Here is a 26,216-nt window from a genome sequence, read left to right as displayed (position 1 = left end):
TGTAGATCAGACCCGCCGGCCGCTGATTTCCTCGATGTAGGTCTGGGCGGCCGGGTTGCTGATCAGCGGCATGATGTTGTCGTGGGCCAGGATGTCCGCCGGCATCCGGGCGGCTGAAATCACATAGCCCTGCACGTAGTCGACCCCCATCTCGGCCAGGGTGCGTAGCGTAGCTACGTCTTCCACCCATTCGGCGATGCACTCCATCCCCAGGTTGTGGGCCAGATCCACGATGCTGTTGACGATGGCGATGTTGGCCTCGCTGCTCAGCATGTCGCGGATCAGGGTGCCGTCGATCTTGATCGTATCGGCGGGCAGTTCCTTCAGGTAGGAAAACGAGGTGTAACCCGCACCGAAATCGTCCAGCGCCACGCGGGCGCCCATGCGCTGCAGTCGGCGCATGAACTGGCGGGTGCGTTCCAGGTCCTGCAACGCCACGCCTTCGGTGATTTCCACGCACAGGCGGCGCGTGAACTGCGGCTGCAGGTTCAGGATGCCGAACAGCGTATCGATGAAGCGGTCGTCGTTCAGCGACACGCCGCTGAGATTGACGTTCACCTGGTGGGTCTGGCCCAGCTTCAGGTGGTGCTTCGCCATCCATTCCAGCGTGGTCGAGAACACCCATTTGTCGATCATGGTGATCATGCCGCTGTCTTCGGCGGCCTGGATGATCTTGTGCGTCTGCAACGGGTGCTCGCCGTCGCTGCGCGCGCGCAACAGCACCTCGAAATTCAAGGTCTGCAAGGGATGGCGCAGCGACATGATGGGCTGCATGGCCAGGTAGATGTCGTCCGGGGGCGAGCCCTGTTCCAGTTGTTCGAAGACCCGCAATTCACTGATGTGGTCGAACAGTTCGTGGGCGTTTTCCTCGTACAGCACGATGTCCTGGTGCTGTTTCCGGGCATCGCGACAGGCGCGGGTCGCTGCGGCGATGGCGTCTTTCGGGCGCATGCGGGCATCCAGGTCGATCAGGCCCATCGCGCTCTTGATCTGGAAGGCCCGGTCGCCCACGTAGAAGGGCGAACTGTTCAGGCTTTCGATCATGTCCTGGGCGATGCGCCTGGCCTCCCGGGCGCGGATCTGAGGAAACAGGAGGATGAATTCATCACTGCCGATGCGGCCCAGTCTGTGCTGCTCGGACAGCGCGTATCTCAGGCGGTCACAGGCCAGTTGCAGCAATTGGTCGCCGGCCGAGTGGCCGAACAGGTCGTTGACCCGCTTCAGGTGGTCCAGGCTCAGGAAGGCCAGGGCGCAGGGCGTGCCGGATGTCTGCAGTTCCTGGATCGCGGTCTGCATGGCGTCTTCGATTCCGCGCCGGTTCAGGGTGTTGGTCAGCGCGTCATGATCGGTCATCAGCCGCAGATTGCGCAGCGTTTCGGTGCGCGCGGTGACGTCCTGCAAGGAACCCTCGATGCGGCTGCCCGCCAGGGTGGCGCGCAACAGGAAGCTGCGGGTGGGTACCGTGGGGTCGGTGCCGTGTTGGTGGATCTCGGTGTCGCGCCCCTGTTCCGTGGCCAGCGAGACCGCCACCCAATCGACGTCGGGGAAAAAGGCGCTCCAGCCCAGCGCAGGGATCTCGATGTCGTTGCGCACCTGCAGCATGGCGCGCGCATTGGGGTTCAGGTGTTCGAAGTGGCGCGTGGCGCCCAGCGTGAACAGCCCCAGCGGAGACAGTGAATCATGGGCGATCAGTTCGTTGCGCTGGCGCAGCCGCATTTGCCGGTCTTCGCGGGTGCGGTTGGCGGTGGCCAGCGCCACCAGCAGGTTGCAGGCCAGGAACAGCGCCACGGCCAGCCAGGTTCCCAGCACGGCCTGTCGGTCCAGGGCGATCAGCAGCAGCCCTGTGACCAGGATGCCGGCGGCCAGACAGACGCCCAGGGTGTGCCAGAACAGGGAACGAGTCGTGTAGCGGAACAGCGCGTGGATCAGGATGGTGGCCGCCAGCGCCGTGCCGGCCCACGCCGCCAGGAAGCTGGCAGCCTGGAAGGCCTCGTAGTAGGGGATCGCCAGGGGGAGCAGCAGCAGAACGGACAGGCCCACGCCAATCATCTGCAGCCGGCGGTGCATGACGGCGCCCAGGCTTTGCCGGAACAGGCGGGTGAACAGCAGCCAGGTCGTGGTGAAGGACAGCAGCAAGGTCAGCTGGCGCGACCAGATCAGTTCACGCGGCGACAGCAGGTGGCCCAGCCACAGGTGGTCCCAGCCCAGTGCCCAGGCGCCCAGGCGCAGGTTACACAGGATCCAGCAGGTCAGCAGCACGTACAGGTGATCGCGAGTCGTCAGGGCGATGGCGGCGATGAAGGCGGCCAGCATCAGCAGCCCGCCTTCCAGCAGGCCCAGCGCATGCGTGTGATGGGCACGGGTCGCGGCCAGGTCCTGGGCGTGCCATTGTTCGATGGACAGCAGGCCGGGGATCGTCTGATTCAGCTGGCAGACGATTTGATCCAGGTTTTTCGTGTCCGGAGGGATGACGGCAGCCTGGCCCAGGATGTTGGTCTGGAAGCTCAGGGCGGTCAACGGGCCGGGATTGCGGCTGTCCAGTAGCCAGCAATGGGGCATGTCCGCCAGGGGGCTGCGCAGGAGCAATGCAATCGGCGGTGCGCCGGCGGATCCGGTGGCGGGCGCCAGGTCAGCCAGCAGCCATGTCGGGCCGGCCGGCATCTGCTGGGCCAGGCGCGTCGGGCCGGCGCCCAGGGCCGCAATGGCAGCATGGGGGTCGTCGAAGGACCCCGCCAGGAAATGCGTGGTCATGCCCTGGCCCGGCTGGCTGGTGTGGTACGTGGGGAATAACAAGGCGCTGGCGAGCAGACCCAGCCCCAGCAACAGCGGCGCCAGGAAAAACATCAGGAAGACGCGGGGACCGCCGGGCTGCGGGACCAGCGATGTGGGGGGCGTGGAGGCGAAAACCTTCGGTGGAGACATGCAGCGGGTCGATAAGGACGGGAAACCGCAAGTGTGTCAGTTTCCCGGTAGGTTACAGCGATATACGGTTTACGACAAAGCGCCTGCGGACTTTAACCCGACCCGTGGTCCGCCGATCAGTTGCGCGGCGGGATGCGTTCGTGAGCGTAGAGGTCTTCTATCGATTCGCGCGGGCGGATCAGCCAGTGCTGCGAACCGTCGACCAGCACCTCGGCAGCCCGGGGGCGGGTGTTGTATTGGCTCGACATGGAAAACCCGTAGGCGCCGGCCGACAGGATGGCCAGCAGGTCGCCTTGTTCCAGGGGCAGCTTGCGCCCCCTGGCCAGCCAGTCGCCGCTCTCGCAGATCGGGCCGACGACGTCGTAGGTATCGGTGCGGGTGCCGCTGCGCGGCTGCACCGGAACGACGTCGTGCCAGGCCTCGTACAGCGCCGGCCGCATCAGGTCGTTCATGGCGGCATCCACGATGGCGAAATTGCGCACGTCGCCGTGCTTCAGGTATTCCACGCGCGTCAGCAGCACCCCGGCGTTGCCCACCAGGGACCGGCCAGGTTCCAGGATGACCTGCAGATGATCCAGGCCGCGCGCCTGCAGGGCAGCGAATACCGGGTCGAGCAGTTCGGCCGGGTGTGGCGGGGTTTCGTCGGTGTAGCGGATGCCCAGGCCACCGCCCAGGTCCAGGTGGCGCAATGTGATGCCTTCAGCGGCCAGGATGTCGATCAGGGCCAGCAGCTTGTCCAGGGCGTCCAGATATGGACTGATCTCTGTGATCTGCGAGCCGATGTGGCAATCCACGCCGACGATCTCCAGCCCTTGCATCTGCCGGGCCTGGCGGTACAGGGCAGGTGCCTTCAGGATGTCGATGCCGAACTTGTTTTCTTTCAGGCCGGTAGAGATGTAGGGGTGGGTCTTGGCGTCCACGTCCGGGTTCACGCGCAGCGACACCGGGGCGCGCACGCCCATTTCCTGGGCGATGTCGGCCAGGCGCTCGAGTTCGGCGGCCGATTCGACGTTGAAGCACTTGATGCCGGCGGACAGCGCTTTGCGGATTTCCCAGCCCTGCTTGCCCACCCCGGAAAACACGATGCGGTTGGGGGCGGCGCCCGCCGCCAGCACGCGGGCCAGCTCGCCGCCCGAGACGATGTCGAAACCGGACCCCAGTTGCCGGAATTCGTGCAGCACTGCCAGATTGGAATTGGCCTTGACGCCGTAGCAGATCAGCGCGTCGCGCCCGGCAATGGCCGTCTCGTAGCGGTGCCAGGCCTCGTGCAGCGCGGCGCGGGAATAGACGTAGAGCGGGCTGCCGTAGCGGTCGGCAAGATCGGTCAGCGGCAGGTTTTCGGCGTGCAGGATACCGTCCCGGATCGGGAAATGAGGGGCAGCGGTCATGGGCTCGGTCAGGGCTTGGTGGTGGCGGGGGCGATGGAGGGAGGTGCCGCCAGGGCTGCGTCGGCGGGCGGAGGCGGCGTGGCCGGCTTGAGCGGGCCCTTCATGCCGCAGCCGGCCAACAGCAGCGCCAGGCAGACGCCCGCCAGGCTCGTGGAAAAACGGTTATGAGTTCGGGTCATCATCAGAAGGGGACGCGCACGGGTTGAGGGACGGCGGCCTCGTTGTCGTTTCGCCCGTGCAGCTGGTCGAGCAAGGCGCCGATCCCGTCCTGGCCGGACGCCGGGGCGCCGGGGTCGGAGTCGCCCGGAGCGGGCAGGCCGACGCGCGCGATGGCGGTGCCGGGCGGAAATTCGGAGAAATAGAAGTCGCCGTCGGTGCGGGCCAGGCCGCTGGGCATGGGGCCGGGCGGGATTTCCGGCTGGCCGGCCAGCGCCGTGCGCATGTAGCCTACCCAGATCGGCAGCGCGGCGCCGCCCCCGGTTTCCCCCTGGCCCATGGATTTGGGCTGGTCGAAGCCCATCCAGGCCACGGCCACCAGTTTTGGCGTGAAGCCCGCGAACCAGGCGTCCTGGGAGTCGTTTGTGGTGCCGGTCTTGCCGCCGATGTCGTTGCGTTTCAATTCGCGGTGTGCGCGGGCGCCTGTGCCCACGGTGGCCACGCCGCGCAGCATGTCGTCCATGACATAGGCGGTGCGCGGGTCGATCACCCGGGCCAGCGTGTCGCCGGCGATGGTCGGCCGGGCGCGCATGATGACCTTGCCGCTGCTGTCGGTCACGTGATCGATCAGGTAGGGCGGCACGCGGTAGCCGCCGTTGGCGAATACGGCGTAGCCGCCGGCCAGCTGCAGGGGGGTGACGCTGCCGGCCCCCAGGGCCAGCGGCAGCACGGCCGGCTGGCGGGACCGGTCGAAGCCGAATCGCGTGATGTAGTCCTGCACGTACTGCGGGCCGACGGCCTGCATGATGCGAATGGACACCATGTTCTTGGATTTGTACAAACCCTGGCGCATGGTCAGCATGGGTTCGTAGGATCGGCCGTAGTTTTTCGGGTTCCAGGCCTTGGAGCCTGTCTGTTCGGCCGTCAGGGAAAAGGGTTCGTCGGAAATCTGCGTGGCCGGCGTCAGGCCGCGCTCCAGGGCCGATGCGTAGATGAAGGGCTTGAACGAAGAGCCCGGCTGGCGCCAGGCCTGTGTCACCCGGTTGAACTTGCCTTCCTCGAAGTCGAACCCGCCCACCATGGCGACGACGCCGCCGTCCTGGGCGCGCAGCGACACCAGGGCCGCCTGGATGCTGGGCTTGTTCAGCAGTTCCCAGTAGTCGTCCTGCTGGTGGATATACACCACGGAGCCGCGCTGGATGCGCACGGCGGCCTTGGCATTGGCCACCAGGCCGCGCGCCACGACCCGCAGGGCGCGCTTGTCGGAAATGGTGACGATGTCGGTGGGGCTGCGGGCGACCTTGACCTCGGTCGGACTGGCCGACAGCACGATGCCGGTCAGCAGGTCGCCGTTGTCCGGGTATTTTTCCTGGACAGTGTCCAGGATGTCGTTGAAGGCCTCGGGCTGGCTCTCGATGCCGGCGGGCAGGTCGATGGTTTCCTCGGGCCCGGGGTAGGGTGCGCGGCGCGTGTAGTCCAGCACCCCGGCGCGCAGCGATTCGTAGGCGGCTTCCTGGTCCTTGGAGTCGATGGTGGTGTAGATGTTGAAGCCGCGCGAGTAGATGTCGTCCTGGTAGACGCCGTACAGCAGCTGGCGGGCCAGTTCGGCGGGGTATTCGCCGTGCACGGCGTAGCGCCCGGTGGGCGTGCCGGCGGCCGATCGGATGACGATGGGCTGGTCTTTGGCCTTCTGGTATTCGGCGTCGTTCAGGTAGCCCAGGCTGTGCATGCGGCCCAGGACGTAGGCCTGCCGGGACTTCGCGCGGTCGAAGTTCGCGATCGGGTTGAAGCGCGACGGGGCCTTGGGGATGCCGGCCAGCATGGCGGCCTCGGCCGGGGTGATCTCGGACAGCGGCTTGCCGAAGTAGGTGCGGCTGGCGGCGGCGAAGCCGTAGGCCCGGTGGCCCAGGAAGATCTGGTTCATGTAGAGATCGAGGATCTGATCCTTGGTCAGGGTGGCCTCGATCTTGAAGGTCAGCAGCAGTTCGTAGAATTTGCGCGTGTAGGTCTTTTCGGACGATAGATAGAAGTTGCGCGCGACCTGCATGGTGATGGTGCTGGCGCCCTGGGTCTTGGACATGTGCACCATGTTGGCGATGGCCGCGCGCAGCACGCCAGTCCAGTCGATGCCGCCGTGCTGGTAGAAACGGTCGTCTTCGGCGGCCAGAATCGCGGACTTCATGATGTCCGGGATTTCGTCGAAACGCATCACGTTGCGGCGTTCCTCGCCGAATTCGCCGATCAGCACATTGTCAGCGGTGTAGATGCGCAGCGGCACGCGTGGCCGGTAATCGGTCATGGCGTGCAGATCGGGCAGGTTGGGCCACGCCAACGCCAGCGCCAGAGAAAGCAGCAGGGCTGCGCAGACGCCCAGGCCGGCGCACAGGACGAGCGCCTTCACGACCAGGCGCGTGAGCCAGGAACGGGCAGGCGCCTTGGGCTTGGTGGGAGTTTTGGTGGTTCTCATCAGAGGCGATTGTAAGGCCTGGCGCGGGCAGACCAGAGATCAGAGGCGGAGTCTATGTAACTGGATGCTGCGAATGCGCGCCATGAAGCGGCTGCCGGGGCGTCGTTGACAGGGGGCCGGTGTGGCCAATCAGCCAATGCGATAATACACGCAAACCAACCTTGCACCGCACCCACATGTCGATGGAATCAGTCCCCACCGCCGCCATTGCCTCATGCCCAGAACGGGACGCCGCTGCGCCGATCTTCCTGGTCGGCATGATGGGGGTGGGCAAGACGACCATCGGTCGCCAGCTGGCTGCCGCTCTGGGCCGGGAATTCGTCGATCTGGACCATGCCATCGAGGCCCGTTGCGGGGTGCGGGTGGCCACTATCTTCGACATCGAGGGCGAGGCCGGTTTCCGCCGGCGTGAAACCGCCCTGCTGGATGAATACACCCAGGTGCCGGGGCTGGTGCTGGCCACTGGCGGCGGCGCCGTGCTGGCCGAGGAAAACCGCCGCATGCTCAGCGAGCGCGGCTGCGTGGTCTATCTGTGCGCCAGCGTGGATGAACTGTATCGGCGCGTGGCGCGGGACCGCAATCGGCCCTTGCTGCGCACCGACAATCCCCGTCAGCGCATCGCCGACCTGCTGGCCCAGCGCGAACCCCTGTATGACAGCGTGGCCAACATCCGCCAGGACACGGCGGACCAGCCTGTCGCCCATGTCGTGCGCAGCCTGCTGCCCCTGCTGCCGGCCCATCTTCCCCATTAGGACCCCATGCATACCGTTCAAGTCGCAACCCCTGGCGGGCACTATCCCATCCACATCGGGCCCGGTCGGCTGGATGCCCTGGCCGCCAGTCTGCCGGCCGATGCCACAGCGCTGGCCGTCGTCACCAACACCACGGTGGCTGGTCTGTATGGCGATCGGGTGCGCGCTGCGCTGGCCGGCACCGACGCCCCGCTGTGCTGGGTTGAACTGCCCGATGGCGAGCAATTCAAGACCTGGGAATCGCTGAACCGGATTTTCGATGCGCTGCTGGGCGCAGGGCTGGACCGCAAGGCCGTGCTGGTCGCCCTGGGCGGCGGCGTGGTGGGCGACATGTGCGGTTTTGCCGCCGCCTGCTACATGCGTGGCGTGCGCTTCATCCAGGTGCCGACCACGCTGCTGGCGCAGGTCGATTCGTCGGTCGGGGGCAAGACCGCCATCAATCACCCGCTGGGCAAGAACATGATCGGCGCCTTCTACCAGCCTCAGGCCGTCGAGATCGACACCCGGGTGCTGGCCACGCTGCCCGCCCGCGAGATTTCCGCCGGCCTGGCCGAACTGATCAAATACGGCATGATCGCCGATGCACCGTTCTTCGACTGGTGCGAAACCCATGTGCAGGCCTTGCGGGACCTGGACGACGACGCCATCCAGTACGCAGTGCGTCGCGCCTGCGAACTGAAGGCCTGGGTCGTGTCTCAGGACGAACGAGAATCCGGCCTGCGGGCCATCCTGAACTTCGGCCATACCTTCGGACATGCCATCGAGTCCGGGCTGGGCTATGGCAATTGGCTGCACGGCGAGGCCGTGGGCTGCGGCATGGTGCTGGCAGCGGAACTCTCCGCCCGGGTCTGTGGCCTGGACCGAGCGGCAGTGGACCGTATCCGCGCCCTGGTCCAGGCGATCGGCTGCCCCGTCCAGGCGCCCGATCTGGGGCCGGACCGCTGGCTGGACCTGATGCGGGTAGACAAGAAAACCGAAGGGCGGCACATCCGCTACGTGCTGCTGCCGGAACTGGGCCGCGCCAGCGTACAGGCCGTGGACGACGATCGGGTCCGCCCCGTGCTGCCCGCCGGGGCGAGGGCCTGATCATGGCGACCCTGGCCCCGTATGCCTGCCATCCGGAAGCCACGCGCGGGCGCCTGCACCCGGAACCCACGCCCCAGGGGCGCAGCGATTTTCAGCGCGATCGCGACCGCATCGTGCATTGCTCCGCCTTCCGGCGCCTGGAATACAAGACCCAGGTCTTCCTGAATCACGAAGGCGACCTGTTTCGTACCCGCCTGACCCACAGCATCGAGGTCGCGCAGATCGCCCGCACGTTGGCGCGCAACCTGGGCGTGCAGGAAGACCTGATCGAGGCCATTGCCCTGGCGCACGATCTGGGGCACACGCCGTTTGGCCATGCGGGCCAGGACGAACTGAACGCCTGTCTGCGCGAACTCGCGCCGGCGGCCGGCGGTTTTGAGCACAACCTGCAAAGCCTGCGGGTGGTGGACGAACTCGAGGAACGATACGCGGCCTTCAACGGCCTGAACCTGTGTTTCGAGACCCGCGAAGGCATCCTGAAGCACTGCTCGCGCCGGCATGCCCGCCAGCTGGGGCCGGTGGCGGCCCGATTCCTGGACGGCAGCCAGCCGTCCCTGGAAGCCCAGCTGACCAACCTGGCCGACGAAATCGCCTACAACAATCACGATATCGACGACGGCCTGCGTTCGGGCCTGATCACCGTGCCGCAGCTGCTGGATCTGGACATCTTCGCCGCGCACCACGAGCAGGTGCGCCGTCGCTATCCCGACGTGGACGCCAAGCGCGTAGTGTCCGAGATCATCCGCGCCATGATCAACACGCTGGTGCTGGACCTGACGCAGACCACGGCCGACAACATCGCACGGCTGCGGCCCGACAGCGTCGAAGCCGTGCGGGCGGGGCCGCCGCTGGCGGCATTTTCCGAGGCGCTGCGGGCCCAGGCCGATGCCCTGAAGCAGTTCCTGCTGAACAATCTGTACCGTCATGCCCAGGTCATGCGCATGACGCACAAGGCGCGGCGCATCGTGCGGGACCTGTTCTGCGCCTTCCTGGACGATCCCCGCCTGCTGGCCGATGAATACCGGCGCGACGATCCCGTCGGGCAGGCGCGCGCCATCGCCGACTACATCGCAGGCATGACCGACCGCTACGCCATCCGCGAGCACCACGCAATCTTCCGCATGGATTAATCTGGACACGCAGCAGTCCCTGCGGACTGCTGTGTGCCTGATTAATCCGAGCCGCCTGCAAGCGGCGAGGTGGATGAGGCCGGACATATAGCAGTCCCCTGCGGACTGCCCCGCGCCTGATTAATCCGAGCCGCCTGCAAGCGGCGAGGTGGATGAGGCTGGACACGCAGCAGTCCCTGCGGACTGCTGCGTGCCTGATGAATCCGAGCGGCATGCAGGCCGCGAGGTGGAGGGATCTGGGCAAGAGACAGACCCCTGCAACGCCCGGTAACCAGGAGGTGCCTCCATGAACCCCGGTAATTCCGCCCCTCACTTCTTCCTCCACGCCTTCCTGACTGCGCTGGACGAACCCTGGGCCGCCGGCCGCATCCGCATCGAGGGCAGGGGCGCCTGGGCCGCGCGCTATCCCGTCACCGACCTGGCCTGCGCCAGCATCGGCGCGGCGGCCATGCTGCTGGCCCGCTGGGTCGATCCCGATCATCCGCCGCTCGTGCAGCTGGACCGGCCCCTGGCGTCCTGGTGGTTCGGCACCAGCCTGCAGCCGCTGGGCTGGGTGGTGCCCAAGGTGCGCGATGCCGTCACCGGCGACTACGCCGCCCGCGACGGCTGGATCCGCATCCACGCCAATGCCGCCCATCACCGGCAACGCGCCTTGCGGGTGATGGATCTGCCCGCCGATGCCACCCGCGAAGCCGTTCAGGCGCGGGTGCAGGCCTGGTCGGCCGGGGCGCTGGAAGACGCGCTGGTGGATCAGGCGGCGTGCGCCGCCGCCCTGCGCACGCCGGCGCAATGGCGGCAGCATCCACAGGGCGAGGCCGTGGCGGCCGAACCGCTGCTGCATCGGGGGGACGGCCTGTCCTGCGCGGGCATTCACCGTGCAGGCCGCAGCGCCGACGGAGCCCGCGCCTGGACGTCTCCAGGCAGCGGCGCCGCAGGCCCGGCGGGTGAAGACAGCGATCATCCCGTCGATCCTGCCCGCCCGTTGGCCGGCCTGCGGGTGCTGGACCTGACCCGGGTGCTGGCCGGCCCGGCAGCTACCCGCTTCCTCGCTGCCTACGGCGCCCAGGTGCTGCGGCTGGACCCGGCTGACTGGGACGAGCCCGGCATGGTGCCGGAAGTCGCGGTGGGTAAGCGGTGTGCCCTGCTGGATCTGCATGAGCCTGCCGGGCGCGCGCAGTTCGAACGCCTGCTGGCGCAGGCCGATGTGCTGGTGCACGGCTACCGGCCCGATGCGCTCGACCGATTGGGCCTGGGGGCCGATGTTCGCCAGCAGATGCGTCCCGGCCTGGTGGACGTGTGCCTGGATGCCTGGGGCTGGACGGGGCCCTGGCGGCTGCGCCGGGGCTTCGACAGCCTGGTGCAGATGAGCGCGGGCATCGCCTGGCCGGGCAGCCCGGACCGGGCGCCCGATCCGCTGCCGGTGCAGGCGCTGGACCAGGCCACCGGTTATTGGATGGCGGCGTGCGTGTTGAAGGGCCTGATCCAGCGCCGCGAGCGGCGCTGCGGCAGCGCGTGGCGCGTGTCGCTGGCCCGCACGGCGGCCCTCCTGGCGCAGGGCGCCGAGGCCCTGGGCGCTGCGGCCTCCGGGCCGTCCGAACCGATCCTGGGACCGGCGGCGCCGGATGCATACGCTGCCGCCATCGAAGCCACCGCCTGGGGGCCGGCGCGCCGCATGCGGGCGCCCTGCCGGGTCGGGCCGGCCGATTGGGCCTGGGACCGGCCGTCGGGCGACTTGCGCAGCAGCCCGCCGGTCTGGGAATAGCAACGCCGCCCGGAAAGGGCGGCGTGCGGCGGGGGTGTCGAAAAGGGTGCCGCCCCACGAGAGGGGCAGCACCTGGGAATTGATTATTCCTCGCCTTCCAACGCGGCAGCAGCCGTGGCCGAGAGCTTGTTGCGGGACCGGCGGCGCAGGATCGGCGGGATGATCACGATGGCCAGGGACACGATCCACAGCCCCATGGCGATCGGGCTGCTCCACAGGATGCCCAGGTCGCCGTCGGTGATCGACAGCGCCCGGCGCAGGTTCTGTTCCATCATGTCGCCCAGCACCACGCCCAGCACCATGGGCGCCATGGGCACGCCGCCCTTGCGCAGCAGATAGCCGATCAGGCCCAGGAACGCCGCCATCGTCAGGTCGAAGGTCCCGGCATTGATGGCGTAGACGCCGATGTAGCTGATGCACAGGATGCCGGGGACCAGCAGCCAGTTGGGCAGCGACAGCACCTTGGAGAACACCCGCACCATGGGGATGTTCATCAGGAACAGCAGCACGTTGGCGATGAACAGCGAGGCGACCAGGCCCCAGACCAGTTCCGGCTTGGTGTCGAACAGCACCGGGCCGGGGGTGATGTTGTACAGGGTCAGCGCGCCCATCATCACGGCCGTGGTCCCGGAGCCGGGCACGCCCAGGGTCAGCATGGGCACGAAGGAGCCCACGGCCGACGCGGTCGAGGCGGCTTCCGGCGCGGTCACGCCGCGCAGGTCGCCTTCGCCGAAGCAGGCGTTGGGGTCGCGGCCTTCCTGGTAGCGCTTTTCGTTCGAATACGCCACGGCCGATGCCACGCTGGCGCCTGCGCCCGGCAGCACGCCGATGAAAAAGCCCAGAATCGAACTGCGCAGCACCGTCCATTTGGTGTAGAGCAGTTCCTGCAGATTGAATAGTTTGCGCTGGTTGGGCGGGACTTCGGGGGATTCGCCGCGAATGGCGGATTCCAGCAGTTCCAGCAGTTCGGCGATGGCGAACAGAGCGATCACCACGACCACGAAGTCGATGCCGTCGAACAGGTGGACGGAATCGAAGGTGTAGCGGTAGACCCCGGAATTGGCGTCCACGCCCACCGTGGCGATTGCCAGGCCCAGCATGGCCGACAGCGTGCCCTTGACCGGCTGGCGGCCCAGCAGGCTGGTCAGGCAGCAGAAGGCGAAGACGATCAGCACGAAGTATTCGGCCGGGCCGAAGGCCAGCGCCCAGCGGGCCAGCAAGGGAGCCAGCATGATCACGCCGATGGTGGCCACCAGCGAGCCGCAGAACGCCGACCAGCCCGACAGCGACAGGGCCACGTTGGACAGGCCCTTGCGCGACAGCGGATAGCCGTCCAGCGTGGTCATGATGGCGCTGGCTTCGCCCGGCACGTTGATCAGGATGGCGCTGATGCGCCCGCCGTATTCGGCGCCCACATACACGGCCGCCAGCAGGATCAGCGCGGTTTCCGGAGGCAGGTTCAGGGCGTAGGCGATGGGGATGAGCATGGCCACGCCGTTGATGGGCCCCAGCCCGGGCAGCACGCCCACCATGGTGCCCAGGAAGGCGCCCAGGGCCGCGACCAGCAGGTTCATCCAGGAAAACGCCACATCGAAACCGATGCTCAGATGGCTAAGGATTTCGTTCATGACAGGAACTCCAGGGGGCCCATGGGCAGCACGACGTCCAGCGCGACGTCAAACAGCAGGAAGAACAGTACGCCCATCACGACGCCGCCGATGATCATCTTGCCCCAGCCGCCGCCGAACAGGCGGCCGATCAGCACGGTGACGACGGCGGTGGCGATGATGAAGCCCAGGGATTCGAACAGCAGCGCGTAGCCGAAGATGTAGACCACCATCAGCAGCAGGCGCGGCCAGTCGATGGGCTCGCCCTTGCGGTGCTCGTGCCAGTGCTTGACCATCAGCCAGATACCGCACAGGGCGATGATCAGGGCGATCAGCATGGGGAATGCCCGCGGGCCCACCGGTTCGTAGGAAAAGGGGGCCTGCAGGTCGTGGCCGAACCACGCCATCAGGCCGGCAAAGATCAGGGCGCAAAAGCCCAGGGTGCGATCACTCATGGCGAGGTCCGGTCGGTGCTTATTGACGAATCAGGCCAAATTCATTGGCCAGCTTGGTGTAGTCGGCGACGCGTTCCTTGATGTATTTGTCCAGTTCGGCGCCCGACTTGTTGAAGGGGAACAGGCCCTGTTTGTCGCGGATGGCGGCAAACGACGGATCAGCCTGGGTCTTGTTGAAGGCTTCCACCCACCACTGGTAATCGGCGTCCGAGACCTTCGGGCCGACGTAGAAGCCGCGGATGATGGGCCACTGGATGTCGAAGCCTTCTTCCTGGGCCGTGGGCACGGAGGCGAGCTTGCCCGGCAGGCGTTCGTCGTTGAAGACGGCCAGCACGCGGATCGGCGCGCCGCCTTCCAGCATGGTGAAGGCCTCGGCCGCATCGCCCATGTAGGCCTGAATGTGGCCGCCGCGCAGGGCCGTCAGGGCATCACCGCCGCCTTCGAAGGCCACGAAACGCATTTTGCGGTAGTCCACGCCGGCCGCGCGGGCGGTCAGGGCGGCTTTCATCCAGTCCTGGCTGCCCACGGTGCCGCCGGCGCCCAGCACGATCTTGGTGGGATCCTGCTTGAAGGCGGCCATCAGGTCCTTCAGGTTCTTGTAGGGCGAATCGTTGCGCACCACGGCCACGCCGTAGTCCGAACCGACGGCAGCCAGCCAGCGCACGTCATTGACGTTGTAGCGGCCGAATTTCTTCTGTGCCAGGTTCAGCAGCGAACCGCCGGAAAACGCCACGATGGAATTGGGGTCGTCGGGCTTTTGCGCGATCACGTGGTTGTAGGCTACGGCGCCGATGCCGCCGGGCATGTAGACGATGCGCATCGGGTCGGTCAGGGCGCCCGAGGCCTTCAGGCCTTCCTGGGCCAGGCGGCAGGTCAGGTCGAAGCCGCCGCCGGGATTGGCCGGGGCGATGCATTCGGGTTTGGTCGGGGCGGCCGAGGCGGCCAGGCCCAGTGACAGCAAGGCGCCGCCCAGCAGCAGCGACAGGGAGCGAGGGGTCATGATCGGAGTCTCCTGATGATGGAAGGGCCTGGCGTGCGTGTGTCCGCATCGGCCAGGTACCTTCGCACCTTAAGCAGCCCAGGCTTTCCGAATGCTTTCAAAAGAACACGAATTCGGGATAACCCTAGGCAAAAATCTGCGATTCGCCGTCATGTCCGCTATTTTTGGCTGGTCAGGCCGGGCGGTTGGTGACACACTTTCATACAAAGCTGCCTCAGTAGAGAAATCGATTGAACAGGATCCTGTCCGTCGTGATGTTGCTGGTGTTGGCAGGGCTGGGAGCCACGCTGGGGCTGGAGTCCTGGGATCGTTCACGCCATGACGCCGCCGTCATGACGCAGGTGCGCCAGCAGCTTGATCTGCATGCGCGCCGCCTGTCCGATGATCTGTACGGCCTGCTGGCCTTGAATCAGCAGTTGGCCGAGACCCTGGATGCGGTGGAACCGGGGCAGGAAGCCCGGCCCTTTGCCGCGCTGGCCACGCAGATGGTGCGGCAAAGAGCCGATATCCGCAGCGTCGTCTATGTCGATGGGCTGAAGATCACCCAGGTCTATCCCATCGCCGGCAATGAAAACGTGATCGGCATGGATTACAGCCTGCATCCCGAATTCATGGCCAAGATCAAACAGATGATCCAGCAGCGGGTGCCGGTCATCGACGGCAGCGCGCGCCTGGTGCAGACCGGCCGACCGGGCCTGATCGTGCGCACGCCGCTCTTTCTGGATAGCGCCGCAGACAGCCCGCCCCGCTACCGGGGCATGGCGGCCCTGACGGTCGATCTGGACAGGACCTTGCAGCAGGTGGGCCTGCAGGGGCCCGATGTCCTGTTCGACCTGGCCATCCGTAGCCGCCCGGCGGTGGATCAGGCCCCCTATGTCCTGTATGGCGATGCCGCCCTGTTCGATCAGGCGCACGCCCAGCAACGGATTTCCCTGCCCGACGGCGACTGGACGCTGGCCGCCGTCCCCCGGCCGGATCTGGCGTACGACGGGGCGCGGCTCTGGCTCATCCGGGGGGTGGGCGGCGGCCTGACCATGGCGGGCGTGCTGCTGTTCCTGTATCGCAGCAGCGTGTGGGCCTATCGGTCCCGGGGCCGCAGGCCGGAGGCCGGGATGATGTCGCTGCGCACCCTGCTGCTGCTGGCGACGCTGATCCCCCTGCCGCTGATCGTGGGGCTGGCCGGCTGGCTGGTCTTCACCGCGTCCATCCAGACCGTGCAGCGCATGGAACAGCAGCGGGTGGACGAACTGGCCGGCCAGTTGCGGGGCAAGGTCGCGGCGTTCTTCGAGGTGCCCCGCGCCGCAGCCACCTTCAATGTCCGGCAGCTGCAGGACGGCCTGTTGTCGCTGGATGCGCGAGGCCCCCTGCTGCGCAGCTTCCTGCTGCAGCTGCGCCAGCAGCCCTTGCTGACGTACCTGTCCGTGGGCACCGTCGATGGCGATTATCTGGCGGCCAGCCGCCCGCCGCGCGAGCCCGGCCAAAGCCTGCAGATCCTGGAAGCCGGCCAGAAAGACGGTGGTGTCCTGCATCTCTTCCGGGTGGACGACGCCAATCGCCGCAGCACCCGCCTGCCGGCGGGCAACGCCCATTTCGATCCCCGCGCGCGGCCCTGGTTCAAGGCCGCCGTCGAGGCCGGCGCCCTGCACTGGTATATGGCCTATCAGTACGACGTGCAGGCGCAAGACGGCGGCTACGACGATATGGGTCTGGGCATGGCCGTACCCCTGTACGACGCCCGGCGGCAGTTGCTGGGCGTGTTGACCGCCGACATCGCCCTGACGCAGGTCGGCCGCTTCCTGGCGGCTGAAATGGACGGCCTGGGCGGCGTGTCGTTCCTGATGGAGCCCGACGGCCGCCTGCTGGCCAGATCCGATGGCGAACCGGTCTACACCCGGCGGGCCGGCCAGGCGCGGCAGATGCAGGCTGTCGACAGTCGGCAGCCCATGATCCAGCAGCTGGGCGCCTTGATCAAGGCGACCGGCCGGCCGTTCGGCCACCAGCGGCTCGTCGTGCGGGATCGGCGCTACCAGGCCCACTGGCAATCGATTCAGCTGCCCGACGGGCCGGTGCTGATCCTGGCGCTGGCCTTGCCGGAAAGCCGTTATGCCGTGCCGATGGAACACTCCATCCAGCGCATCGGGCTGTTGATCCTGGGCTTTTGGGTGCTGGGGCTGATGGCCGCATCGCTGGCGGCCTGGTGGCTGTCGCGGCCCCTGCAGTCGCTGATGCGCTGGGCCCGCTGCCTGGCTGATGGCCAGTGGCAGGCTCCGCCGCAGGTCCGCAGCCCCGTCCGGGAAGTCGTGATGCTGGTGCGGGCGTTGGGCAGCATGGCCGACCGCCTGCGCAGCAATCACCAGGCTCTGGAACAGCAGGTGGCCGAACGCACCCGGGCGCTGGTGCTGGTCAATCAGCAGCTGACGGAACTGTCCGTCACGGATGGCTTGACCGGGGTGGCCAACCGGCGCCATCTCGACGACGTGCTGGCCCAGGAATGGCAGCGCGCGCGGCGCGGTGGTTTGCCCATCAGCCTGCTGATGATCGACGTGGACTGGTTCAAGCTCTACAACGACGCCTACGGGCACCAGGCCGGGGACGCCATCCTGCAGCAGGTTGCGCAGGTGCTGCGACAGGCCTTTCGCCGTCCCGGCGATCTGGTGGCACGTTACGGCGGCGAGGAATTCGCCGTGATCCTGGCGGAAACCGGCGAGGATGCCGCCTGCAGGCTGGCCCATCAGGTCTGCGATCACATCGCGCAGCTGGGCCTGCCCCATGTGCACGGACTGGATGGCCGCGTGACGGTCAGCATCGGGGTGGCGACCCAGGATGGCGGTGGTGAACAAGCCGCCAAATGGCTGGTCGGCCAGGCGGACGGCGCCCTGTATCGCGCCAAGGCGGCCGGTCGCAACCGGGTCGAATGCCGGGCCTGTCATGGCCCGGCTGTGTGGGTCGGGCCGGACTCAAACCGTGGGGAAGACCAGGGACACCTCGCAACCCTGCCCGGGGGACCGGATGCCCAGTGACCCCTGGTGGCGTTGCATGATGGTGTGCACGATGGCCAGTCCCAGCCCGGCCCCGTGGCTGTGCTTGCCGGCCTGCCCGCGCCGGAAGCGTCGGCCGGCCTTGCGGATATCGGCATCCGACATGCCCGGGCCCGTATCCTGGACGCTCAGGATGGTCTGATCGGGCGTCCGCAGGATGCGCAGGATGATGGCGCCGCCCGCCGGGGTGTATTTGATGGCGTTGTCCATCAGGTTGACCACGGCCTCGCGCAGCAGCCATTCGATGCCCGGCACGACCGCGTCCAGTTCCGCGCCCTCCAGGGCGATGGACTGCTGCTTCTGCCGGGCCAGGCTATAGAGCTGGCGGATGACGTCCTGGGCCAGCGGCGTCAGGGCCACGGGCTGCAGGGTCTCGCTGTGTTCATCGGCTTCGCGCGCGCGCGCCAGCGCCAGCAGCTGGGCGGCGGTGCGCTGGGCCTGGGTCAGGCCCAGGCGCATGGCCAGCAGGGCGGTACGGGCCTCGGCGGGGTCGGATTCTCGCAGGGCATAGTCCAGCTGGGTGTTCAGCACGGCCAGCGGCGTGCGCAGCTGGTGCGAGGCGTCGTCCAGGAACTGGCGCTGTCGCCGGGCCTGTCGGGCGTGGCGGGCCACGTGCTGGTTTACGGCGCGCACCAGCGGCTGGACTTCGCGGGGCAGTTCGGGGGCCAGGATGGGGCTCAGGTCGTCGGCCTTGCGGTCCTTCAGCCTGCGGTACAGGCGCGTCAGCGGCCGCAGCCCGATCAGCACCCCCAGGAAGATCAGGCCGGACGACGCCAGCACTTCGATCGCATCGCGGGCGATGCTGCGCAGCATCATGTCGCGGATCACGCTGTCGCGGCCGCTGCGGTCTTCGCCGACCATGACGATCACGCGGCCTTTCTCCTGGCCGTACAGGGGTGGGTTCATGCGCCTCGCCAGCGCGGCGATACGGATGGGCGTGCCCAGGTAGTCGCGGTCATAGAACACCGGCACGTCCGACTGCAGGCGCTGGTCGGGCAGGGGCAGCGCCTGGTTGCCGATGTCCGCCAGGCCGTCCTCGGTCAGGATGCGGTAGTACACCGTGTTGTTGGACGTCAGCTCGAAGAATTCCAGCATCAGGTAGGGCAGTTCCACCGCCAGGCCGCCACTGGCCGTGGAAATGTTGTGGTCGATGGCCCGCAGGGCGCCGATCAGCGAACGGTCGTAGGCCAGGTCGATCTGCGTGTGCAGCTGGCGGCTGGAATACCACAGCGCGATGCTCAGCACGGCCACCTGGGCCGGGATCAGGATCCACAGCAGCAGCGCCCGCAGGCTGCGCGAACTGCGTTCGGCCGTCCTGCCGGGCGGCGACCGGTCAGCCTCTGTCATGATGGACGGGTTCCAGACAGTAGCCCATGCCGCGCAGGGTGACGATCTGCACCCCGGTGTCGCCCAGTTTCTTGCGCAGCCGATGCACCAGGACTTCGATGGCTTCCAGGTTGATGCTGGTGTCGTCCGGGATGATGCGGTCCAGAATCTGCTGCTTGGTCACGGGTTCACCGGCCTTTTGCATCAGGACTTTCAGGGCCGCATATTCGCGTGGCGACAGGGCCAGGGGGGCATCCCGGAACAGGAATCGCTGGCTGCCGATGTCCAGCGCCAGATCGCCCAGGGTCCAGCGCGGGTGTTCGCGGCCCCGGCTGCGGCGGATCAGGGCGTTCAGCCGGGCTTCCAGTTCCTCGATGGCGAAGGGTTTCTGCATGAAATCGTCGGCGCCTTCGTGCAGGGATCCGATGCGCTCGGCCATGGCGTCGCGCGCCGTCAGCACCAGCACGGGACAGCGGTCGTCGCGGCTGCGCAGGCGGCGCAGGAATTCGTGGCCGTTCATGCCCGGCAGGCCCAGATCCAGCACGATGGCGTCGAATTCCTCGACTGCCAGGCGGCGCTCGGCCAGTTCGGCATCGTCGGCCCAATCGACCATGAAGCCGCCGTGCCGCGCCAGGCTGCGCGACAGCCAGTTGGCCAGTTCCGATTCGTCTTCGATCAGCAGGATGCGCATGATGTCGATGATAGGGCGCGACGGCGGCTTTGCCTAGCGAGATTCCAGCGCGTGCTTCAGCCAGGCCCCCGTGTGGCTGCCGGGGGTCGCGGCGACGGTTTCGGGCGTGCCCTGGGCCACGATCCGTCCACCCCCCGCGCCGCCTTCCGGCCCCAGGTCCACCACCCAGTCGGCGGTCTTGATCACGTCCAGGTTGTGTTCGATCACCAGCACCGTGCTGCCGGCCTGCGCCAGTTGCTGCAGCACGTCCAGCAGGACCGAGATATCGTGGAAATGCAGGCCGGTGGTGGGCTCGTCCAGCACATACAGCGTGCGGTCCGAGCCGCGCCGCGACAGTTCCTGGGACAGTTTGATGCGCTGCGCCTCGCCGCCCGACAAGGTGGTCGCGCTTTGTCCCAGGCGGATGTAGGACAGGCCCACGTCCATCAGGGTCTGCAGCTTGCGGGCCACCACGGGCACGGCCGCGAACAGGTCCAGCGCCTGGGCCACGGTCAGGTCCAGGATGTCGCTGATGGTGTGGCCCCGGTAGCGGATGTCCAGGGTTTCACGGTTGTAGCGCAGCCCCTCGCAGACCTCGCAGGGGACATACATGTCGGGCAGGAAATGCATTTCCACCCGCACCATGCCGTCGCCCTGGCAGGCCTCGCAGCGCCCGCCCTTGACGTTGAAGGAAAAGCGTCCGGCGTCGTAGCCGCGCAGGCGGGCTTCGGGCACGCCCGCGAACAGCTCGCGGATCGGCGTGAACAGGCCCGTGTAGGTGGCCGGGTTGCTGCGCGGTGTGCGGCCGATGGGGTTCTGGTCGATGCTGATGATCTTGTCGAAGTGCTCCAGGCCTTCCAGGCGGTCGAAGGGCGCCGGTGTGGTCTGGGCGCGGTGCAGGCGCTGGCTCATGGCCGCCACCAGCGTGTCGTTGATCAACGTCGATTTGCCCGACCCCGACACCCCGGTCACGCAGGTGAAGCGCCCGGTCGGAATGGCCAGGTCCACGCCCTGCAGATTGTGGCCGCGACAGCCCAGCGCCCGCAGCCAGTGCTGGTCCGGATCATCGGGCGCGACGGGACGGCGCTGCGGGATGGCGATGCGCTGCGTGCCTGCCAGGTACTGACCGGTCAGCGACTGCGGCTGGGCGGCGATGTCCTGCGGCGTGCCCTGGGCGACCACATAGCCGCCCTGTTCGCCGGCGCCCGGCCCCATGTCCAGCACGTGATCGGCGGCGCGGATCATGTCCTCGTCGTGTTCCACCACGATCACGCTGTTGCCCAGGTCGCGCAGCTGCTGCAAGGTGTCGATCAGGCGCCGATTGTCGCGCTGGTGCAGCCCGATGGATGGTTCGTCCAGTACGTACATCACCCCCGTCAGACCCGATCCGATCTGGCTGGCCAGGCGGATGCGCTGGGCCTCGCCGCCCGACAGCGTGTCGGCGCTGCGATCCAGCGACAGATAGCCCAGGCCGACGTTGTCCAGAAAATCCAGGCGGGCGCGGATCTCGTGGACGATGCGCTCGGCGACTTCGCGCCGCGCGCCGCCCAGATCCGAGTCCTGGAACCAGCGCCGGCAGTCGGCCAGCGACAGGGCCTCGAGTTCGAAAATGGCTCGGCCGCGCCGCTGGCCGGGGCCCGGATCCGATCCGATCAGCACGTGACGGGCCTCGGTGCACAGTCGCGCCCCGTGGCAGTCCGGGCAGTTCGTGGTGTGGCGCAGCCGGCTCAGTTCCTCGCGCACGGCGTTGGAATGGGTTTCGCGCCAGCGCCGTTCCAGATTGGGGATCACGCCCTCGAAGGCGTGGCGGCGGATCGCCGGGATGCCGCCTTCGCCCAGGTACTGAAAGGCGATCTCCTCCGTGCCCGAACCGTGCAGGATATGGTCGCGAGTGGCGGCATCCAGGTCCTGGAACGGCGCATCCAGGCTGAAGTGATAGTGCTGCGCAAGGCTGGCCATCATGGCGTAGCTGAAGGCATTGCGCCGGTCCCAGCCGTGGATGGCGCCGGCCGCCAGGCTGAGTTCCGGAAAGGCCACCACGCGGGACGGGTCGAAGGAATCCACCTGGCCCAGGCCATTGCAGGTGGTACAGGCGCCCACCGGGTTGTTGAAGCTGAACAGGCGCGGTTCCAGATTGCCCATGCCCCGGGCGCAGACCGGGCAGGCGTAGGCAGCGGAAAACGCCCATTCTTCCTGTGTATCCAGGTCCAGCACCCCCGCGCGGCCCTGGGCCAGGTCCAGGGCCGTCTCGAAGCTCTCGGCCAGCCGCTGGCGGCTGTCGGCGCGCGCGCGCAGGCGGTCGACCACCACGTCCAGGTTCCAGGGGCCGTCGGGTGCGGGCAGCGGAGCGCTGCCGTCGATGGGGTGGATGACGCCGTCGATGCGGGCGCGCACGAAACCCAGGGCCTGCAGCCGCCGGCATTCGGCGGCCAGGTCGTCCTGGCGGTGGCGGGCCAGCGGGGCCAGGATGGCCAGGCGGCTGCCTTCGGGGCGGGTCAGCACCTGGTCCACCATCTGGCTGACGCTTTGCGCCCGCAGCGGCAGGTCGTGGTCCGGGCAGTAGGGCGTGCCCACGCGGGCGTACAGCAGGCGCAGGTAGTCGTGGATTTCGGTGATCGTGCCGACCGTGGAACGCGGGTTGTGGCCGGCGGTCTTCTGCTCGATGGCGATGGCTGGCGACAGGCCCGTGATCACGTCCACGTCGGGCTTGTCCATCATCTGCAGGAACTGGCGCGCGTAGGCCGACAGGCTTTCGACGTAGCGCCTCTGGCCTTCGGCGTATAACGTATCAAAGGCCAGCGACGATTTGCCCGAGCCCGACAGGCCGGTGATGACCACCAGCTGACGGCGCGGCAGGTCGACCGAAATGTTCTTCAGATTGTGCGTGCGAGCACCGCGTATGCAGATGGCGTCCATGCCGATAGGGGAGTTCAGGTTTTTCAAAGGCCAACTTGCTACTATAACGCGCAGCCTTTCCTCATCCTTATTGCGGTATGCCCTGATTATGTCGTCTCGTTCCTCTTCCCCGGGCTTGAAGCTGACCGCCCTCGAGCGGCGCAGCAGCGTGGCGCTGGCCACCCTGTTCGCCGCCCGCATGCTGGGCCTGTTCCTGCTGACCCCGATTTTTGCCGTGGCGGCCCGCACCCTGGTGGGCGGCGACGACCCGGTGCGGGTGGGGCTGGCGCTGGGGGCCTACGGCCTGACGCAGGCCGTGATGCAGATTCCGCTGGGCATGGCGTCCGATCGCTACGGCCGGCGGCCCATCATCGTGTTCGGCATGCTGCTGTTCGTCGTGGGCGGCATCATCTGCGCCCTGACCAATGACGTGGACTGGGTCACGGTCGGGCGCGTGGTGCAGGGCCTGGGCGCGGTGTCGGCCGCCATCACGGCCTGGATCGCGGATGCAACCCGGCCAGAAGTCCGCACCCGCGCCATGGCCATGGTGGGCGGGTCCATCGGCGTGTCCTTCGCCCTGTCGCTGGTGCTGTCCCCCCTGCTGGTGGGCGAGTTCGGCCTGTCGGGGCTGTTCTGGGCCATCAGCCTGCTGGGTTTCGTCTGCCTGCTGATCGCCATGTTCTTCGTGCCCGACGTCCCCAAATCCGAGGCCGACATCATCCAGGCCACGCCGCACGACGTTCTGGCTCACCGCGACCTGCTGCGCCTGAATTTCGGCGTGTTCTGCCTGCATTTCATCCTGATGGCGCTGTTCATGGTGGCGCCCGGCCTGCTGGGCCGCCTGGGCGGCTTTGATTCCGCCACCCTGTGGCAGGTGTACCTGCCGGTGATCCTGGCGTCCTTCGTGCTGATGGTGCCGGCGGTGTTCTACACCGAAACCCGCAAGGCCCATAAGCCCGCCCTGGAATGGGCCGTGCTGGGCCTGGCCGTCGTGCTGGGGGCGTTGCCCTGGCTGATGGACTCCTTCGCCCTGGTGGTGGCGGCCCTGATCGGCTTTTTCGTCTGCTTCAACATCCTGGAAGCCCTGCAGCCGTCCCTGGTGTCGCGCGTGGCGCCCCCTGCCTATAAAGGCCTGGCCCTGGGCTTCTACAACACTGCGCAGTCCCTGGGGGTGTTCGCCGGCGGCGTGCTGGGCGGCATCCTGGTGCGCAGCGGCGGGCCGTCCATGGTGTTCTGGGTCAGCGCCATGATGGCGGTGCTCTGGCTGTACACCGCGCGCGGCTTCAAGGAAATCCGGCCGGGGCGCTAGGCGCCGGGCGCCCCGCACGGCCCAAGCCCCCGACTCATCCCAGGTCCTGTTCCACCGCATGGCAGGCCACCAGCCGCCCACCCTGCGTCTTCAGGTCGGGCATCCGTTCGCGGCAGATCGGCATGACGCGCGGGCAGCGGCTGCTGAACGGACAGCCGGGCGGCGGGTTCAGCGGGCTGGGCAGTTCGCCGGAAATGCGGATGCGTTCGCCGTGGCCTTCGGCATTCAGCCGAGGCGTGGCCGACAGCAGCGCCTGGGTGTAGGGATGCAGGGGCTGGCCGAAGATCGCCGCCTTGGCGCCTTGTTCCACCACTCGGCCCAGGTACATCACCATGACCTCGTCGGCCAGGTGTTCCACCACCGACAGGTCGTGGGAAATGAAGACGTAGGACAGGCCCAGGTCGTGCTGCAGGTCCTTCATCAGGTTCAGCACCTGCGCCCGCACGGACACGTCCAGGGCCGACACGGCCTCGTCGGCCACCAGGATTTCCGGTTCCAGCATCAGGCCGCGCGCGATGGCGATGCGCTGGCGCTGGCCGCCGGAGAACATGTGCGGATAGCGGCTGTAGTGTTCCGGGCGCAGGCCGACGCGTTCCATCATGGACTGGCCACGCGCCCGGCGCTGGGCGGCATCCATGTCGGTGTTGATCAGCAGCGGTTCTTCCAGGATGGCGCTGATGCGCTTGCGCGGGTTCAGCGAGGCATAGGGGTTCTGGAAAATGATCTGGATCTTCTTGCGGCGCAGACGGGTCAGTTCGGCGCTGGTGTGGGACACGTCCTGGCCGCGATACAGCAATTGCCCGGCGGTGGGCGGTTCGATCATGGTCAGCACCCGGGCCAGCGTCGATTTGCCGCAGCCCGATTCGCCGACGACCGCCAGCGTCTTGCCGGCATGCAGTGAAAAGGACACGCCATCCAGCGCCTTGACGGACCGCTTCGGTTTCAGGAAGCCGGTCTCGACCGGATAGTGGCGTTTCAGGTCGATGGCCTGCAGGACGACGTCGTCGCCGTTGGCAGGGGATCGTCCGGCTGCGGCTGCAGTCGATAGGGGGGGTGTGTTCATGCGGAAATCTCGGTGGGCCGTACCGTCGGCAGGCCCTGGTCGTCCAGCGGCGTGTGGCATTTCACCTGGCGGCCTTCCGGCCCGCTCAGTTCAGGTTCCACGGCGCGGCAATGTTCAGTGGCGTAGGGGCAGCGCGGGCTGAGCAGGCAGCCCTGTGGGCGGTCGTAGCGCCCCGGCACCACGCCGGGCAGCGAGACCAGCCGGTCCGCGTCCTTGGAAAATTCCGGCAGGGCCCGCAGCAGCGCCTGGGTATAGGGGTGGCGCGGGCGCTTGAAGATCTCGGCGGCCGGGCCCGATTCCACGATCTGTCCCGCGTACATCACCAGGATGCGGTCGGCGGCCTGGGCGACCAGCGCCAGGTCGTGGGTGATCAGCACCAGCCCCAGGCCCTGCTGGCGCTGCAGCGACAGCAGCAGGTCCATGATCTGCGCCTGGATGGTGACGTCCAGCGCTGTGGTCGGTTCGTCGGCGATCAGCAGGCGGGGGTTGCAGGCGATCGCCATGGCGATCATCACCCGCTGGCTCATGCCGCCCGACAGCTGGTGCGGGTAGGCCTTCAGGCGCGATGCCGGGTCGGGGATGCCGACCTGTTCCAGCAGTTCCAGCACGCGGGCTCGCAGTACGTGCCGCGATCCGCCCTGGTGGACCCGCAGGGCCTCGGCGATCTGGTATTCGACCGTGTAGCAGGGGTTCAGGCTGGTCATCGGGTCCTGGAAGATCATGGAGACCTTCGACCCGACGATGGCGCGGCGTTGCCTGTCGGGCAGCGACAGCAGGTCCTGGCCCTCGAACCGCAGGGCGTCGGCCTGCACGCGGCCCGGGAAATCGATCAGGCCCATCAGCGCCAGGGAACTGACCGATTTGCCCGAACCCGATTCCCCCACCAGGCCGACGACTTCGCCGGCATTGACGTGATAGCTGATGCGGTCGACGGCCTTGAAGGGCGCCGATGCGTCGCCGAAATGCACGGACAGATTGTGAACTTCCAGCATGATCCGTCCCCTAGACTTTCAGGCGCGGGTCCAGCGCGTCGCGCAGCCCGTCACCCATCAGATTGAACGCCAGCACCGCCAGCAGGATGGCCAGGCCGGGAAAGGTCACGACCCACCAGGCGCTCTGGGCGAACTGCAACACGTTGGCCAGCATCGTGCCCCATTCCGGGGTCGGCGGCTGGGCGCCCATGCCCAGGA

18 protein-coding genes and 1 pseudogene are annotated in these 26,216 nt (G+C 67.5%); 6 read left to right on the top strand and 13 right to left on the bottom strand.

The annotated features are described in order from the left end of the window. Positions 1–6: 6 nt before the first annotated feature. The 4 genes from VDP74_RS07640 to VDP74_RS07625 form a co-directional block, all read right to left on the bottom strand. The gene (locus VDP74_RS07640) at positions 7–2,922 is read right to left on the bottom strand and encodes a bifunctional diguanylate cyclase/phosphodiesterase (protein ID WP_322999036.1); all 2,916 of its coding nucleotides are present in this window, start codon (positions 2,920–2,922) and stop codon (positions 7–9) included. 116 nt (positions 2,923–3,038) lie between these two features. Further along, entirely contained in the window at positions 3,039–4,310 is a 1,272-nt protein-coding gene (gene lysA / locus VDP74_RS07635; RefSeq protein WP_322999035.1) for a diaminopimelate decarboxylase, read from the bottom strand. Between the two features lie 8 nt (positions 4,311–4,318). Beyond that, positions 4,319–4,492: a lipoprotein gene (locus tag VDP74_RS07630; protein ID WP_322999034.1), complete on the bottom strand. Its 174-nt coding sequence runs from the start codon at positions 4,490–4,492 to the stop codon at positions 4,319–4,321. Beyond that, a complete protein-coding gene (locus tag VDP74_RS07625; RefSeq protein ID WP_322999033.1) occupies positions 4,492–6,933 on the bottom strand; it encodes a PBP1A family penicillin-binding protein in 2,442 nt (813 codons plus the stop codon). Before VDP74_RS07625 ends, VDP74_RS07630 begins: the two co-directional genes overlap by 1 nt. Before the next feature lie 182 nt (positions 6,934–7,115). Here VDP74_RS07625 and VDP74_RS07620 point away from each other — a divergent pair, with 182 nt between their 5' ends. The 4 genes from VDP74_RS07620 (at position 7,116) to VDP74_RS07605 (ending at position 11,663) form a co-directional block, all read left to right on the top strand. Beyond that, positions 7,116–7,685, top strand: coding sequence for a shikimate kinase (locus VDP74_RS07620; RefSeq protein ID WP_416232954.1), 570 nt, complete (start codon positions 7,116–7,118; stop codon positions 7,683–7,685). A 6-nt stretch (positions 7,686–7,691) separates the two neighbouring features. Continuing rightward, positions 7,692–8,771: a 3-dehydroquinate synthase gene (gene aroB, locus VDP74_RS07615; RefSeq protein WP_322999031.1), complete on the top strand. Its 1,080-nt coding sequence runs from the start codon at positions 7,692–7,694 to the stop codon at positions 8,769–8,771. Between the two features lie 2 nt (positions 8,772–8,773). Then, positions 8,774–9,901, top strand: a complete 1,128-nt coding sequence (locus VDP74_RS07610) for a deoxyguanosinetriphosphate triphosphohydrolase (protein ID WP_322999030.1) — start codon at positions 8,774–8,776, stop codon at positions 9,899–9,901. 286 nt (positions 9,902–10,187) lie between these two features. Further along, a complete protein-coding gene (locus VDP74_RS07605) occupies positions 10,188–11,663 on the top strand; it encodes a CoA transferase (protein WP_322999029.1) in 1,476 nt (491 codons plus the stop codon). Between the two features lie 83 nt (positions 11,664–11,746). On the opposite strand, the gene VDP74_RS07600 is transcribed toward VDP74_RS07605, so the two are convergent. From VDP74_RS07600 to VDP74_RS07590, 3 genes are read right to left on the bottom strand one after another with little or no spacing between them, the layout of a single operon-like run. Beyond that, entirely contained in the window at positions 11,747–13,291 is a 1,545-nt protein-coding gene (locus tag VDP74_RS07600; protein ID WP_322999028.1) for a tripartite tricarboxylate transporter permease, read from the bottom strand. Next, entirely contained in the window at positions 13,288–13,725 is a 438-nt protein-coding gene (locus tag VDP74_RS07595; protein WP_322999027.1) for a tripartite tricarboxylate transporter TctB family protein, read from the bottom strand. Before VDP74_RS07595 ends, VDP74_RS07600 begins: the two co-directional genes overlap by 4 nt. 19 nt (positions 13,726–13,744) lie before the next feature. Beyond that, positions 13,745–14,725: a tripartite tricarboxylate transporter substrate binding protein gene (locus VDP74_RS07590; protein ID WP_322999026.1), complete on the bottom strand. Its 981-nt coding sequence runs from the start codon at positions 14,723–14,725 to the stop codon at positions 13,745–13,747. Between the two features lie 230 nt (positions 14,726–14,955). On the opposite strand from VDP74_RS07590, the gene VDP74_RS07585 reads away from it, so the two are divergent. Continuing rightward, on the top strand, positions 14,956–17,745 hold the full coding sequence (locus VDP74_RS07585; RefSeq protein WP_322999025.1) for a diguanylate cyclase: 2,790 nt from the start codon (positions 14,956–14,958) through the stop codon (positions 17,743–17,745). On the opposite strand, the gene VDP74_RS07580 is transcribed toward VDP74_RS07585, so the two are convergent. The 3 genes from VDP74_RS07580 to uvrA are packed head-to-tail and all read right to left on the bottom strand — an operon-like array spanning position 17,683 to position 22,675. Then, positions 17,683–19,110, bottom strand: coding sequence for a sensor histidine kinase (locus tag VDP74_RS07580; RefSeq protein ID WP_322999024.1), 1,428 nt, complete (start codon positions 19,108–19,110; stop codon positions 17,683–17,685). The two genes, VDP74_RS07585 and VDP74_RS07580, sit on opposite strands and share 63 nt — an antisense overlap. Beyond that, complete coding sequence (locus VDP74_RS07575) at positions 19,097–19,780, bottom strand: response regulator (RefSeq protein WP_322999023.1); 684 nt, start codon at positions 19,778–19,780, stop codon at positions 19,097–19,099. Before VDP74_RS07575 ends, VDP74_RS07580 begins: the two co-directional genes overlap by 14 nt. Positions 19,781–19,813: 33 nt before the next feature. Continuing rightward, positions 19,814–22,675: an excinuclease ABC subunit UvrA gene (gene uvrA / locus VDP74_RS07570; RefSeq protein ID WP_322999097.1), complete on the bottom strand. Its 2,862-nt coding sequence runs from the start codon at positions 22,673–22,675 to the stop codon at positions 19,814–19,816. Between the two features lie 88 nt (positions 22,676–22,763). On the opposite strand from uvrA, the gene VDP74_RS07565 reads away from it, so the two are divergent. Then, the gene (locus tag VDP74_RS07565) at positions 22,764–23,963 is read left to right on the top strand and encodes an MFS transporter (RefSeq protein WP_322999022.1); all 1,200 of its coding nucleotides are present in this window, start codon (positions 22,764–22,766) and stop codon (positions 23,961–23,963) included. A 34-nt stretch (positions 23,964–23,997) separates the two neighbouring features. On the opposite strand, the gene VDP74_RS07560 is transcribed toward VDP74_RS07565, so the two are convergent. From VDP74_RS07560 to VDP74_RS07550, 3 genes and pseudogenes are all read right to left on the bottom strand, one after another. Further along, a complete protein-coding gene (locus VDP74_RS07560) occupies positions 23,998–25,026 on the bottom strand; it encodes a peptide ABC transporter ATP-binding protein (RefSeq protein ID WP_322999021.1) in 1,029 nt (342 codons plus the stop codon). Continuing rightward, positions 25,023–26,018: a dipeptide ABC transporter ATP-binding protein gene (gene dppD / locus VDP74_RS07555; protein ID WP_322999020.1), complete on the bottom strand. Its 996-nt coding sequence runs from the start codon at positions 26,016–26,018 to the stop codon at positions 25,023–25,025. Before dppD ends, VDP74_RS07560 begins: the two co-directional genes overlap by 4 nt. A 10-nt stretch (positions 26,019–26,028) precedes the next feature. Continuing rightward, positions 26,029–26,216: pseudogene (locus VDP74_RS07550) on the bottom strand (dipeptide ABC transporter permease DppC); the annotation flags it as partial.

It is taken from the genome of Castellaniella sp., assembly GCF_034674885.1.
GTDB lineage: Bacteria > Pseudomonadota > Gammaproteobacteria > Burkholderiales > Burkholderiaceae_B > Castellaniella.
Note: the sequence above shows the minus strand (reverse complement) of the source record. Positions and strands in the feature narration are given on the sequence as shown.

Bases quoted from the DNA above. Each gene is read 5' to 3' on its own strand.
- VDP74_RS07640 (WP_322999036.1), bottom strand. From the start codon at position 2,922: ATGTCTCCACCGAAGGTTTTCGCCTCCACGCCCCCCACATCGCTGGTC.
- lysA (WP_322999035.1), bottom strand. From the start codon at position 4,310: ATGACCGCTGCCCCTCATTTCCCGATCCGGGACGGTATCCTGCACGCC.
- VDP74_RS07630 (WP_322999034.1), bottom strand. From the start codon at position 4,492: ATGATGACCCGAACTCATAACCGTTTTTCCACGAGCCTGGCGGGCGTC.
- VDP74_RS07625 (WP_322999033.1), bottom strand. From the start codon at position 6,933: ATGAGAACCACCAAAACTCCCACCAAGCCCAAGGCGCCTGCCCGTTCC.
- VDP74_RS07620 (WP_416232954.1), top strand. From the start codon at position 7,116: ATGGAATCAGTCCCCACCGCCGCCATTGCCTCATGCCCAGAACGGGAC.
- aroB (WP_322999031.1), top strand. From the start codon at position 7,692: ATGCATACCGTTCAAGTCGCAACCCCTGGCGGGCACTATCCCATCCAC.
- VDP74_RS07610 (WP_322999030.1), top strand. From the start codon at position 8,774: ATGGCGACCCTGGCCCCGTATGCCTGCCATCCGGAAGCCACGCGCGGG.
- VDP74_RS07605 (WP_322999029.1), top strand. From the start codon at position 10,188: ATGAACCCCGGTAATTCCGCCCCTCACTTCTTCCTCCACGCCTTCCTG.
- VDP74_RS07600 (WP_322999028.1), bottom strand. From the start codon at position 13,291: ATGAACGAAATCCTTAGCCATCTGAGCATCGGTTTCGATGTGGCGTTT.
- VDP74_RS07595 (WP_322999027.1), bottom strand. From the start codon at position 13,725: ATGAGTGATCGCACCCTGGGCTTTTGCGCCCTGATCTTTGCCGGCCTG.
- VDP74_RS07590 (WP_322999026.1), bottom strand. From the start codon at position 14,725: ATGACCCCTCGCTCCCTGTCGCTGCTGCTGGGCGGCGCCTTGCTGTCA.
- VDP74_RS07580 (WP_322999024.1), bottom strand. From the start codon at position 19,110: ATGACAGAGGCTGACCGGTCGCCGCCCGGCAGGACGGCCGAACGCAGT.
- VDP74_RS07575 (WP_322999023.1), bottom strand. From the start codon at position 19,780: ATGCGCATCCTGCTGATCGAAGACGAATCGGAACTGGCCAACTGGCTG.
- uvrA (WP_322999097.1), bottom strand. From the start codon at position 22,675: ATGGACGCCATCTGCATACGCGGTGCTCGCACGCACAATCTGAAGAAC.
- VDP74_RS07565 (WP_322999022.1), top strand. From the start codon at position 22,764: ATGTCGTCTCGTTCCTCTTCCCCGGGCTTGAAGCTGACCGCCCTCGAG.
- VDP74_RS07560 (WP_322999021.1), bottom strand. From the start codon at position 25,026: ATGAACACACCCCCCCTATCGACTGCAGCCGCAGCCGGACGATCCCCT.
- dppD (WP_322999020.1), bottom strand. From the start codon at position 26,018: ATGCTGGAAGTTCACAATCTGTCCGTGCATTTCGGCGACGCATCGGCG.